Raw genomic sequence first — 13,030 nt, 5'->3', positions numbered from 1 at the left:
TTTTGCATTAATTTGAACCTGAAACCACCCTACACAAACTATAACATCATGTTTTTTAAAAGTAAAGCTATAGTTGCGGCTCTTTTCGGAATGCTGGCAGCAGGTGCAGTACAGGCCCAGACACCAGCCCGCGAGCTAACCATAGAGAAGATCATGCGCGACCCGAAATGGATCGGGACCTCGCCGAGCAATATTTTCTGGTCAGAAGATGGTAAGAAGATATATTTTAACTGGAACCCTGATGCTAACCGTAAAGATTCGCTTTATGCGGTAAATGCTAAAGGGAAGGACATTAAAAAAGTAGCAGCAGCAGAGCGCCGTAGTTTGCCGTCACCTTACGGGACATACAACGATGCCGAAACACAGAAGGTGTATGAGAAGAATGGCGATATCTTTTTGCTGGATATAAAAAGCGGTAAAGTAACCCAGGTGACCAACACCGTAGAACGCGAAAGCAACCCGAACTTTACATTTGATGAGCGTGAAGTAACTTTCCAGAAAGATAATAACCTGTATTCGTGGAGTATTACCAATGGCCAGTTAGCCCAGCTCACCGATTTCAGAAAAGGGAAAAAGCAGGCGGAAGGCGAAGACAAAGACCCGCAACGTGCCTGGTTGCGGAACCAGCAGCTTGGTTTACTAACTATAGTTAAGGAGCGCGAAGCCGATAAAGCAGCTCTTAAAAAACAGCAGAAAACGGATGCCCCAGGCCGCCCGCTTGATATTTATATCGATGACAAGCAGGTAAGCAGCGTGGTGCTGAGCCCGGATGAGCGCTTTATTACCTATAATTTGATCAGCAGGCCAAAGAATGCGAAAGTGGCTATTGTGCCGGATTTCGTGACATCATCTGGCTACACCGAAGACATAAACACACGCACAAAAGTAGGCGATGCGCAAAGCACATACGAGTTCTTTGTGTACGATACCCATCGCGACTCTACTTATGCAATCAGTATGAAGGATGTGGAAGGTATATATGACGTGCCTTCATACCTACTGGAGAAGAACAAAAAAGCAACTATAGCTAAAGATGGAACTGATGCTAAAACCAAAAAAGCTGAAATGCGCGCTACTGTTATCTATGGCCCGGTTTGGTCTGATAACGGAAAGCATGCTGTAGTTGTAGCTCGCTCTGCTGATAACAAAGACCGCTGGATACTCTCCTTAGACCCGGCCACCGGTAAGCTTAACCTGTTAGATCGTCAGCACGATGATGCCTGGATAAACGGACCTGGTATTGGCTATGGCACCGGAGATATTGGCTGGATGCCTGATAATGAATCGGTATGGTTTCAGTCGGAAGAAAGCGGGTATTCGCACTTGTATGCTGTAAATGTTAAAAACGGCAAGAAAAAAGCCTTGACAAGCGGTAAGTTCGAAGTGTCGGATGTGCAGCTATCGGATGACAAGAAGCACTGGTACTTTACAGCGAACAAAGTACACCCAGGCGAACAGCACTTTTACAAAATGCCCGTGAATGGCGGTACCATGGTGCAGCTTACAACCCAGCCAGGTGCCTACGAAGTAACTCTATCACCGGATGAGAAGATGCTGGCCTTCCGTTACTCTTATAGCAATAAGCCATGGGAGCTGTTTGTAATGGAGAACAAGAAAGGAGCCAAGCCACGCCAGATCACTAATTCCCTGACCGAAGAGTTTAAAGCTTACAACTGGCGAGAACCGGAAGTGATCTCTTTTAAAGCAGAAGATGGTGCCGATGTGTATGCACGCCTGTATCAACCAAAGAATGCCAAAGCGAATGGACCTGCTGTGATATTTGTGCACGGTGCCGGTTATTTACAGAATGCACATAAATGGTGGAGCAGCTATTTCAGGGAATATATGTTCCATAACTTTTTAGTAGACCAGGGCTATACCGTACTGGATATTGACTATAGAGGTAGTGCAGGTTATGGCCGCGATGTGCGTACAGGCATCTACCAGTTTATGGGAGGCAAAGACCTGAGCGACCATGTAGACGGTGCCAAGCTGCTTGTTGATAAATATAACGTTGACCCGAAAAAGATCGGTATTTATGGTGGCTCTTATGGTGGCTTTATTACCTTGATGGCCATGTTTACAGAACCGGACTTGTTTGCTGCCGGTGCTGCTTTACGCTCTGTAACAGACTGGGCACACTACAACCACGGCTACACTTCCAACATCCTGAACACTCCACAAACCGACAGCCTGGCTTACGCTAAAAGTTCTCCTATTTATTATGCTGAAGGGTTGAAAGGGGCATTGCTGATTTGCCATGGCATGGTAGATACCAACGTGCATTTCCAGGATGTTGTACGACTGACACAGCGCCTGATAGAGTTAGGGAAGGATAACTGGGAACTAGCCGTTTACCCTGTTGAAGACCACGGCTTTACAGAACCAGCCAGCTGGACCGATGAGTATAAGCGGATCTATAAACTGTTTGAAGAGAACCTGAAGGATAAGTAAAAAAATAAAAAGCCTTAAACGAAAAAAAATACAGATTGTTACATCTGTATTTTTTTTGCACTTTATTTATGTGTCTTGCCTCGCAACAGCAAAGTTAAGGTTAATAAAGCCTGGGATACTTTTTAAAGAAGATAACAGAAGGTGTATGATAAATCCTGAATATTATGGGTTAAATGTAGTAGTTATTAAGTTTTTCTGAGAAAATCTATATTTGTAATTTTTAAATATAACTATAGTAAGAAGTTCGTTTTGGCGGAACTATAATAGGTAGTAAATATATATTGGTTGGTTGATTTATTAAATTACCGTAATAAAGCGTTTAAACACTGATTTTTTCGTGAAAATTGGAGAAGTAAAGGGATTTTGTTTTGTAAAATTTACAGCTAATTTGGTAGCATTATTTTAACACACTAACCATTTACTAATCTTTTACATGAGAAAATTTTTATTCTTTGTTGTGCTCATGCTCTCTGCTGTTTTGCAGGACGCTATGGCACAGACAAAAACGGTAACGGGTAAAGTATCAGACCAGCAGAATGGCCTGGGCTTACCGGGTGTTTCCGTAATTGTCAAAGGTACCGCAGTAGGAACGGCTACTACTGCTGATGGTACTTATACCTTGAATGTTCCTGAGGATGCTACAATCTTAATTTTCAGGTTCATCGGTTATAAAGCTGTTGAGCGTGCTATCGGTAATCAGAGCACAGTTAACGTAACTATGGCAGTTGATGAAACTCAACTGGACGAAGTAGTTGTAGTTGCTTACGGTACAGCTGATAAGAACTCTTTTACAGGTTCTGCATCACAGATCACTCCTGAGAAAATTGCTCAGAGACCAGTTACCAACATAGCCAATGCTATTACTGGCCAGGCAGCTGGTGTTCAGACATCAGGCGCCAGCGGACAGCCAGGAAGCGGCGTTGCAATCCGTATCCGTGGTTTCGGATCATTCAACGGAAGCAACGAACCTCTTTATGTAGTTGATGGCGTACCTTATGCAGGTTCTATCGCAAACCTTAACTCTGAAGATGTTGAGAACATCTCTATTCTGAAAGATGCTGCTTCTACGTCGCTTTACGGTGCAAGAGCTGCGAACGGTGTTGTGATTATCACTACTAAAAAAGGTAAAGCCAACAGAAGCGAAATTAACTTTAAGGTAACTCAGGGTTACTCTACAAGAGGCCTGGAAGAGTACGACAGAGTTAACGCATTTGAATACTATCCACTTGTTTGGGAAGCTTACAGAAACTCATTGGTTGCCGGTGGTACTACTGCTGATGCCGCTAACCAGAAAGCTTCTGACGATGTTTATGGCATCCTGAAGTATAACCCGTTCAATGTTCCTAACAAAGAGATTGTAACAACAGACGGTAAGATTAACCCTAATGCAAAGTTGCTTTACGGTGATGACCTTGACTGGGAAAAAGAATTGACCCGTACTGGTAACCGTAAAGATTATGGTCTTAGCTTCTCAGGTGGTGCTGATAAAACAGACTACTTTGTGTCTTTAGGCTACTTAAATGACAAAGGCTACCTGATCAAATCTGACTACGAGCGTTTTACAGGTCGTGTAAATGTTAACAATCAGGCTACAAACTGGTTAAAGACAGGTCTTAACCTTTCAGGTACAATGACTAAGTCTAACCAGGCTAACGACGGAAGCAGCACAGGTTATGTTAACCCGTTCTACTTCTCAAGAAATATCGGTCCTATCTACCCGGTTTATCAGCACGATCCTGTTACAGGTGCATACATTCTGGATGATACAGGCAATAAGATCTATGACTTAGGTGTAGGCCGTGGCCCTGGTGCAAGTGCAGGCAGACACGTATTAGCTGAGACTGTTCTGAACGAGAACCTATTCAACCGTACAGTTTTAGGCGGCAGAACCTACGGAGAGATCAAATTCCTGAAGGATTTCAAATTCACTACGAACTTAAGTGTTGACGTTTCTAACTATACTGGTCTTACTTTCGAGAACACGTTGGTTGGTGACGGTGCCCCTGCCGGTAGAGCTAGCAATGCAAACAGCACAACTACCAGCTATACAGTAAACCAGTTGCTTAACTACTCAAAAACATTTGGTCAGCATTATTTTGATGTATTGTTAGGTCATGAGAACTACGATTATACTTACAAGTATTCTGGTGGTAGCAAGCAAGGTATTATAGTTGATGGTATTACTGAATTAGTAAACTTCACAACTATAAACAGCTTAACTTCTTACACAGACAAGTACAGAACAGAAGGTTATTTCGGTAGACTTAACTATACATTCGCTGACAAATACACCTTGTCTGGTTCATACAGAAAAGACGGTTCATCAAGATTCTATAAGGATGTAAGATGGGGTGATTTCTGGTCGCTTGGTGCATCATGGAGAGTTGACAGAGAGTCTTTCATCAATATGCCAGGCTGGTTAGACATGCTTAAGCTTAGAGGATCTTATGGTGAAGTTGGTAACGATGACATAGGTAGCTTCTATGCATGGCAGGCACTTTATAACTTTGGTCCTGGTTTCAACAACGCTGCTGAGCCTGGTTTCCTTCAGTCAAGCCTTGCTTCACAGGATCTACTTTGGGAGTCCAGCAACAGCTACGACTTTGGTGTTGACTTCAGCGTGCTTAATAACAGAATCCATGGTTCTGCTGAGTATTTCTACAGAGGCTCTGATAACTTACTGTTCGAGGTTCCGCTTCCACTTTCAAGTGGTGTGTTAACAAGAAACCAGAATATTGGTGCCCTTTTCAACAAAGGTGTAGAATTACAGGTTTCTGCTGATGTTGTTAAAGTAGGTGATTTCACCTGGAATATCGATGCTAACTGGACTACTCTTCAGAACGAGTTCACAAAACTGCCTGATGGTCAGAAAGAGATCATAAACGGTACCAAGAAAATTATGGTAGGCCAATCTCTGTACGATTTCTGGTTAAGAGATTTCTATGGTGTTAACCCGGATAATGGTGATGCACTTTACAGAGCGAAAGTGTTCAGCGACACTGACACAAAAATTAAGATCATCAACGGTGATACATTAACAAACGATATCACGAATGCGAGATACCACTATGCTGGCACAGCTATTCCTGACTTCACAGGTGGTGTTACTAACACATTCTCTTACAAAGGGCTGTCCTTATCAGCTTTAGTTACTTACCAGGTAGGTGGCCAGGTTTATGATGGTACTTATGCCAGCTTAATGGGTGCTTATAACGAAGGTGGCGCATGGCACAAGGATATTCAGAACCGCTGGCAGAAACCAGGTGACATCACAGATGTTCCGAGAATTCAGGCAGGTAGCCAGTCTGCAAGCTTAAGCTCTGGTACATCAGACAGATGGTTAACCGATGCTTCATTCATCAACCTGAGATCTGTAACATTAGCTTACAACCTGCCAGAGAGCATTTCATCTAAGGTATATGCCAGAAGAGCAAATGTGTATGTAACAGGAGAGAACCTGACATTAGGTTCAGCAAGAAAAGGTATGAACGTGGGTCAAAGCTTCTCAGGTACAACTTCAAATGTGTACACTCCGGCTAAGATCGTTACATTCGGATTAAACGTTACCCTATAATTAATTAAGTAATGAAAAGAGTTTTATATAGCGCATTTGCAGCGTGCTTACTCCTGCTCTCGTCTTGTGAAAAGGAATATTTAGATACAACCCCTACAGACAGGTTAGCTGAAGGTAGCGTATTTACAACTACCGATAATGGCTGGGCAGCAATCAACGGCATGCACAGATCCATGTTCTTCCAGTACGATGCCCAGGACCAGGCTGGTCAGGGTTCAGTGATGATCAACATGGATATGCTGGGAGAGGATGTTGTAAATACCTCAACTGGTAATGGCTGGTGGATTGCTACACACAGATGGCTGACCCACAGAAATGAGAATGCCGGTACAGTTACTTTCGTTTATAGATTTTACTATAAGCTGATAGCTAACGCTAACATGATTATTGCTAATATTGATAAAGCTACTGGTCCTGAAGCTGACAAGAAAGCAATTAAAGGTCAGGCTTTGGCTTACAGAGCCTGGGCACACCACCAGTTAGTGCAGATCTTTGCTGAGCGTTATAAAGCCGGGCAAACTAACAACCAGTTAGGTGTTCCGGTGATGGTTACAAACACTATCGAAGGACAGCCTCGTGAAACTGTAGAAGATGTTTATGCACAGATAAACAGCGATCTGGATGCTGCTATTGCTTTGCTACCTGCCAGCCGTAACGCTAAGTCTCATATCAATGTTAATGTGGCAAAAGGTATGAAAGCGCGCGTTGCCTTAACTATGGGTAAATGGGCTGATGCAGCCAATTTTGCAAAAGAAGCTAGAGAAGGTTACCCGTTAGAGACTACTGCGCAGATGCTGTCAGGGTTTAACAACGTGGCTACGCCAGGTTGGATATGGGGTAGTGCTCAGATCCAAGATCAGACAACGTACTTCTATTCCTTCTTTGCTTACATGTCTGTAAACTTCAGTTCAACGAACATCAGAAGTAATCCTAAAGCTATAAACTCTAAATTGTATGCCACGATAGCTGATAGCGACGTGCGTAAGCAACTATGGGATACAACACCAACTGCTATTAAAGATGCTGCTGGTAAAACTATAGGATATGATGTCAATGGTGTTCAGATCCTACCTACGTTCACGCCTAAAACGCTTATGAACCGTAAGTTTATATCAGCTGGTGGTTCTGGCAGCAGTATTGGTGATGTGCCTTACATGAGAGCTGCAGAAATGTACCTGATTGAGGCAGAAGCTCTGGCTCGTTTAGGCCAGGATCCTTTGGCAGCAAAAGCACTTTATGATCTGGTTGTTACCCGTAACCCTAATTATGTTATTTCGCTAAACACAGGCCAGGCATTGATCGACGAGATTTTAGTTCAGCGTCGTGTAGAGCTTTGGGGTGAAGGTTTCAGATTCTTGGATCTGAAGCGTACAAACAGCGCTCTGGACAGAGCAGGTGCTAACCATATTGCAACAGTTATTGCTGACCTTTATACTATACCAGCAGGCGATAAGCAGTGGGAATGGCTTTTCCCGAAAAGAGAGCTTGATACAAACCCGGCAGTGGTACAAAACCCGCTATAATTACCGTATGTATTAAAAAAAACAATAGGGCTACCACATTGGTAGCCCTATTGTTTTTTATAGTTGGCTCAGTTCGTAACTATAGTTTAGAAAGTCAGGCTAAGGTTTGCGCCCTGAGCTGCTGCGCCATTAAAGGTTGGTATTACAGTAGGAGCAAGCGATATGCCTGTATTATTTGTCTTTTTATGTAGCTGCGGAATAAGGATACCCGACGCTGCACCGACTGCATACCCTATCAGGTTATCACTCAGGAAGTGTTTACCGGCCTTCAGGCGCAGGTAACCAACTGTAGCAGGTACTGCAGCGGCGGCAGCCCACACATAAGGCCTTGCCCCGGATTCAGGGTTAAAGTCGTGGAATACCTTAGCAGCAAAGAAAGTGGCTGCAGCAGTGGCAGCTGTGTGGCCTGCAAAGAAAGAGTTTTGTGCATTGGCTTCTGTTCTGTCGCTCATGTCTACTTCATCGTTATAAACCATAGGGCGGGCGCGTTCTGTGTTACCATTGGCCAGTGTGAATAATGTACCTGTTACAGCCATCGTTTCAACATAAAGCACAAACACCTGCCCGGCCTTACGGCCTACATTCTTGTTCAGCATCATAGCAAAGGGCATAGCAAAAGAGCCGTAAAACGGAAAATCACTTACCTTTTTGGCATTATCAGAGTGATAACCAGCACTGAACCTGTCAAAAGCATTTACATCATTTTTACTCAACGCATTTACTTCAGCCTCTGTAAAGCCGTCTTTGTCCTGTATCAGCTTTAAACCATAGGCACTAAGACCTATACCAGCTGCAATTGCAGGAGCATCTACTGCAAAACGTGTTCTGTAAGGGGAGTCGTTCTCCTGCGCCATGGCAGGGGAAATAAAGAGTGTGAATATTATTAATAAGGATATTATGGATTTCATAAGTATAATCTTTGTTTTAAATCAGGAATTGATGTTTTTGAAACGGGTGCACATGTAAAAGGTTTTGTACTATAGTTAGATAGGGATATAGATCTATAGTTTGCGAAAATTTTTATAGATGACTATATCTATATACTATAAGTCTTCGTATTCCTCTCTGACCGATTAGCCAACTATAGGCTTGGTAAGGTATACTACCTGTTTTTTTTAAGTGTGCCGGAATTGTTTTAGCTTTGCAGCAAGTGACCTCAGGGCCATAGTTTTCAATCGTACCATAAAATTTAAGCAATGCCATATTTATTCACTTCTGAGTCAGTGTCAGAAGGACACCCTGATAAAGTAGCGGATCAGATATCTGACGCACTTCTTGATGAATTCTTAAAGCAGGATCCACAGTCTAAAGTTGCCTGCGAAACACTGGTTACCACTGGCCTTGTAGTGCTTAGCGGCGAAGTAAAGTCTGAAGCATACGTAGATGTGCAGAAGGTTGCCCGCGATGTGATCAAGCGTATCGGGTATACTAAGTCTGAATACATGTTTGATGCAGATGCCTGCGGGGTTATTTCGGCCATACATGAGCAGTCTGCTGACATTAACCAGGGTGTAGAACGTGCTAACCCGGAAGACCAGGGGGCAGGCGACCAGGGAATGATGTTTGGTTACGCCACAAACGAGACCGACAACTATATGCCATTGGCGCTAAGCATTTCGCACTTGTTACTCGAAGAGCTTGCGGCTATCCGTAAAGAAGGCAAAGAAATGACTTATCTGCGCCCGGATGCAAAGTCTCAGGTTACAATTCGTTACAGTGATAACCACGTGCCGGAGAAGATCGATACGATCGTTATCTCGACTCAGCACGATGAGTTTGTAACTTCTGAAGACAATACACCGGAGGCTAAGGATAAAGCAGAGCAGCAGATGGTAGCTAAGATCAAAGAAGATGTAGATGCTATTCTGATACCTCGTGTATTAAAGTTAATGCCGGAGCGTATCCAGAACCTGTTCAACGACGATATTACGTACCACATTAACCCAACCGGTAAGTTTGTGATCGGTGGACCGCACGGCGATACTGGCCTAACGGGCCGTAAAATTATAGTTGATACCTATGGTGGTAAAGGTGCGCACGGTGGTGGTGCATTCTCTGGCAAGGATTCTTCTAAAGTAGACCGTTCTGCGGCTTATGCTGCACGCCACATTGCCAAAAACCTTGTTGCTGCCGGTGTAGCAGACCAGGCGTTGGTACAGGTTGCGTATGCGATCGGTGTTGCCAAGCCGGTTGGTTTATATGTTACTACCTATGGCTCTACAAAAGTAAAAGATGCTAATGGTAACGTTATGAGTGATGGTGAGATTGCTGACAAAGTAAACAAGCTGTTTGATATGCGTCCTTATGCTATCGTGCAGCGTTTTGGCTTACAGAACCCGATTTTCTCTGAAACTGCTGCTTACGGCCACATGGGCAGAACACCAGGTAAGAAGAAAGTAGAGCTGTCAGTGAACGGCCACAAAGAAGTAAAAGAGTTTGATACCTTTACCTGGGAGAAACTTGATTACGTTGATAAAATCAAACAAGAGTTCGGACTATAGTTTTAAACTATAGTTACTTTAAACAAAAACGCCTGCTATAGTTAGCAGGCGTTTTTATTTATGTATCTGATGAACTGCTTATAGTATCCATCAGTTCATAACCGGAGTTTTTTGCGATCCTTAGTGGGCCATTTGTTTTTCTTTAAACTTTTTAAGCTGGCGGCGCATAGCTTCTACAGCGGCATCAGCGGCAGCTTCAAACGATGGGGCGTTTTCTTCTGAATACAGGGTAGCACCCGGTACAAACAGTTTCAACTCTACAGTTTTTGTATTAACACCGTCGCTGTTGTTATGTTTTATAAACACTTCACCTTCTACTACCCGGTCGTAAAATGTTTCTAACTTGTCTACTTTCTGCTGAATAAAATCGGTTAGCTGAGCGTCAGCTTCGAAGTGGATGGAATGCATCTGTAGCTTCATAGTGGTAAAATTTATTGGTTTAACTTATGCTTTAGGATGAGCTTTCTCGAAGATCGATTTAAGCTTCTCAATAGAGTTATGGGTGTAGACCTGTGTGGCGGCCAGGCTGGCATGGCCCAGCAAGTCTTTTATCGCGTTCAGGTCAGCTCCTTTATTAAGTAGATGTGTAGCAAAGGAGTGCCGCAGCGTATGCGGGCTGTTATGTTCTGAGGTAGTTATCAAGCTAATATACTTCTTTACCACACGGTATATAAATTTGGGATACAAGGGGCGTGCTTTATTTGTAACGAGCAGCTTTTCAGAATTGTTATCGCCAAACTCGCTTATTTTATGTGCTAAATAAGCCTCAATACTTGCCCATAAAGATTCGTTTATCGGGATAATACGCTCTTTATTGCCTTTGCCAAGCACACGCACTGTTTTCTGATATTTGTCAATATCCTGTTCGCTTATGTTGATGAGCTCCGCCAGACGCATACCGGTGCCATACAAAAACTCAAGGATCAACCTGTCGCGCTGCCCTTCAAAATTGTCTTCAAATTCAAAACCATCGAGCAGGTTATTAAAAGATTCTTCCGGAACAAAGCCAGGCAGCTTTTTGGAAACCTTTGGCGCTTTAATGCGCAGCATGGGGTTGGCCTTAATTCTCTCCTGGCCTAATAAGAATTTATAGTAGGAGCGAAGGCAGGCAATTTTACGGTTAATGGACCGTGGCTGAATATTTTGCTGAACCAGTGACAGGATCCAGGAACGGATGATGGTGTGATCGGCTTCGGCCGGATCGGTGATCTCGTAGGTCTGGAGTAAGTAACCAGAAAACTGCCCCAGATCGGTGTGGTAGGAGGTAAGGGTGTGCGGACTATACCGCTTTTCGTACTCTAGGTACTTAAAAAATAATTCCATAACTTAGTATAGCCGCTTGCTTAAGCAACTATACTAAGTTATGGAAAATATATTATTTCGGAAACGAAATTAGTAGTTATCCTTTACGAAAAGCGTTTGCTTATACTTAGCTCTTTCCTTCTGCTTTCTTTTAGAAACAGATGGCTTCTCGAAGAAAGTTCTTGATCTAAGCTCTTTCAACACACCAGTTCTCTCGAACTTCTTCTTAAATCTTTTTAATGCACGGTCTACAGACTCGTTATCTTTTACGTTTACAATAATCATGTCTTTGTTTCGCTTCTCTTGGAATTAGGGTTGCAAATTTAATAAAGCTTACGCTTAAAAATCAACTATTTACCCGATTTTTATCTGCTTATTTATAAAATATTCTAAATCAGTGGGTTTGGGCCACAAAGATAGCACTTTTTAACTACTTATTTAAGTATTGATCTGGAAATTACCAGTTTCTGTATCTCACTTGTGCCTTCGCCTATAGTACAAAGCTTGGCATCGCGGTAAAATTTCTCGGCTGGGTAGTCTTTTGTAAAACCGTAACCTCCAAAAATCTGCACGCCTTCGTTTGCTACTCTCACCGATACTTCAGAAGCATATAGTTTCGCCATCGCCGATTCTTTGTTCACGTTCAGGCCACGGTTCTTCATGTCGGCTGCCTGGTAGGTAAGTAAAGCGGCTGCTTCAATCTCGGTAGCCATATCCGCTAACTTAAATGAAATGCCCTGGAAAGATGAGATAGGCTTGTTGAACTGGCTACGCTCCTGCGAGTACGCTAACGCAGCATCAAATGCGCCCTGTGCAATACCTAACGATAAAGCAGCAATAGAGATACGGCCGCCATCCAACACTTTCATAGCCTGTATAAAGCCTTCGCCTACGTTGCCCAGCATCTGGCTCTTGTGTACGCGGCAATCCTGGAAAATAAGCTCTGTGGTTTCAGAGGCACGCATGCCCAGTTTGTTCTCTTTGCGGCCGGCGCTAAAGCCCGGTGTGCCTTTCTCAATTACAAAAGCAGTCATGCCATGCGAGTCGCCAACCTCACCGGTACGAACTATAACTACTGCTACATTACCAGACTTACCGTGCGTAATAAAGTTTTTAGCTCCGTTTATCACATAGTAGTCGCCATCTTCAACCGCTACAGTGCGCATGTTACCGGCATCAGAACCTGTGTTTGGTTCCGTTAAGCCCCATGCGCCTATCCACTCGGCAGTTGCCAGCTTTGGCAGGTATTTCTGTTTCTGCTCTTCGTTTCCAAACTGCAGAATGTGGCCTGTGCAAAGCGAGTTGTGTGCCGCCATCGAAAGACCAATAGAACCATCAATTCTGGAAAGCTCGGCAATAGCTGTAACATACTCCAGGTAACCGAAACCTGAACCGCCATATTCGGTTGGTACCAGTACACCCATCAGACCCAGTTCGCCCAGTTTCTTAAATACCTCTACCGGAAATTCCTGGCTTTCGTCCCACTCCATCATTTTAGGCTTGATGTGTTTGGCACCGAAGTCACGAACCATGTCGGCAATCATGCGCTGGTTCTCTGTATATTTTAATTCCATTTATAGTTAGATTGTAGGTTTGTGAGTCGCGTTTATAACGGTTTTGAGAACCGTATGTTCACAAAGCTATATATTTAATGGCAAACAGACAATTTGAGCTAT

9 protein-coding genes are annotated in these 13,030 nt (G+C 43.5%); 4 read left to right on the top strand and 5 right to left on the bottom strand.

Annotated elements, in window-relative coordinates:
- Positions 1-48: 48 nt before the first annotated feature.
- The 3 genes from ABS362_RS18470 to ABS362_RS18460 all read left to right on the top strand — a co-directional run bounded on the left by ABS362_RS18470 (position 49) and on the right by ABS362_RS18460 (position 7,551).
- Positions 49-2,454 carry a prolyl oligopeptidase family serine peptidase gene (locus tag ABS362_RS18470; protein ID WP_350414404.1) on the top strand — a complete coding sequence of 802 codons (2,406 nt, stop codon included), beginning with the start codon at positions 49-51 and terminating at the stop codon, positions 2,452-2,454.
- A 433-nt stretch (positions 2,455-2,887) separates the two neighbouring features.
- Entirely contained in the window at positions 2,888-6,028 is a 3,141-nt protein-coding gene (locus ABS362_RS18465) for a SusC/RagA family TonB-linked outer membrane protein (protein ID WP_350414402.1), read from the top strand.
- A gap of 11 nt (positions 6,029-6,039) precedes the next feature.
- Positions 6,040-7,551, top strand: a complete 1,512-nt coding sequence (locus ABS362_RS18460; RefSeq protein WP_350414401.1) for a RagB/SusD family nutrient uptake outer membrane protein — start codon at positions 6,040-6,042, stop codon at positions 7,549-7,551.
- A gap of 86 nt (positions 7,552-7,637) precedes the next feature.
- On the opposite strand, the gene ABS362_RS18455 is transcribed toward ABS362_RS18460, so the two are convergent.
- Positions 7,638-8,459 (bottom strand): phosphatase PAP2 family protein, encoded by an 822-nt coding sequence (locus ABS362_RS18455; protein ID WP_350414399.1) that lies wholly within the window; start codon positions 8,457-8,459, stop codon positions 7,638-7,640.
- Positions 8,460-8,747: 288 nt separating this feature from the next.
- Here ABS362_RS18455 and metK point away from each other — a divergent pair, with 288 nt between their 5' ends.
- Positions 8,748-10,052: a methionine adenosyltransferase gene (gene metK / locus ABS362_RS18450; RefSeq protein ID WP_350414398.1), complete on the top strand. Its 1,305-nt coding sequence runs from the start codon at positions 8,748-8,750 to the stop codon at positions 10,050-10,052.
- Positions 10,053-10,172: 120 nt separating this feature from the next.
- On the opposite strand, the gene hpf is transcribed toward metK, so the two are convergent.
- The 4 genes from hpf to ABS362_RS18430 all read right to left on the bottom strand — a co-directional run bounded on the left by hpf (position 10,173) and on the right by ABS362_RS18430 (position 12,928).
- Entirely contained in the window at positions 10,173-10,472 is a 300-nt protein-coding gene (gene hpf, locus ABS362_RS18445; protein WP_350414396.1) for a ribosome hibernation-promoting factor, HPF/YfiA family, read from the bottom strand.
- A 24-nt stretch (positions 10,473-10,496) separates the two neighbouring features.
- Entirely contained in the window at positions 10,497-11,375 is an 879-nt protein-coding gene (locus tag ABS362_RS18440; RefSeq protein ID WP_350414394.1) for a tyrosine-type recombinase/integrase, read from the bottom strand.
- Between the two features lie 69 nt (positions 11,376-11,444).
- The gene (gene rpsU / locus ABS362_RS18435) at positions 11,445-11,639 is read right to left on the bottom strand and encodes a 30S ribosomal protein S21 (RefSeq protein WP_199108675.1); all 195 of its coding nucleotides are present in this window, start codon (positions 11,637-11,639) and stop codon (positions 11,445-11,447) included.
- Positions 11,640-11,788: 149 nt separating this feature from the next.
- Entirely contained in the window at positions 11,789-12,928 is a 1,140-nt protein-coding gene (locus ABS362_RS18430) for an acyl-CoA dehydrogenase family protein (RefSeq protein WP_350414392.1), read from the bottom strand.
- Positions 12,929-13,030 lie beyond the last annotated feature (102 nt).

This window comes from Pontibacter populi, from assembly GCF_040278685.1.
In the GTDB taxonomy this organism is placed as follows: Bacteria; Bacteroidota; Bacteroidia; order Cytophagales; family Hymenobacteraceae; genus Pontibacter; species Pontibacter populi.
This window is presented reverse-complemented; position numbering and strand designations above follow the sequence as displayed.

Excerpts from the sequence above, each read along its gene's own strand:
- ABS362_RS18430 (WP_350414392.1), bottom strand. The coding sequence starts at position 12,928 with ATGGAATTAAAATATACAGAGAACCAGCGCATGATTGCCGACATGGTT.
- ABS362_RS18460 (WP_350414401.1), top strand. The coding sequence starts at position 6,040 with ATGAAAAGAGTTTTATATAGCGCATTTGCAGCGTGCTTACTCCTGCTC.
- rpsU (WP_199108675.1), bottom strand. The coding sequence starts at position 11,639 with ATGATTATTGTAAACGTAAAAGATAACGAGTCTGTAGACCGTGCATTA.
- ABS362_RS18465 (WP_350414402.1), top strand. The coding sequence starts at position 2,888 with ATGAGAAAATTTTTATTCTTTGTTGTGCTCATGCTCTCTGCTGTTTTG.
- ABS362_RS18470 (WP_350414404.1), top strand. The coding sequence starts at position 49 with ATGTTTTTTAAAAGTAAAGCTATAGTTGCGGCTCTTTTCGGAATGCTG.
- ABS362_RS18440 (WP_350414394.1), bottom strand. The coding sequence starts at position 11,375 with ATGGAATTATTTTTTAAGTACCTAGAGTACGAAAAGCGGTATAGTCCG.
- ABS362_RS18455 (WP_350414399.1), bottom strand. The coding sequence starts at position 8,459 with ATGAAATCCATAATATCCTTATTAATAATATTCACACTCTTTATTTCC.
- metK (WP_350414398.1), top strand. The coding sequence starts at position 8,748 with ATGCCATATTTATTCACTTCTGAGTCAGTGTCAGAAGGACACCCTGAT.
- hpf (WP_350414396.1), bottom strand. The coding sequence starts at position 10,472 with ATGAAGCTACAGATGCATTCCATCCACTTCGAAGCTGACGCTCAGCTA.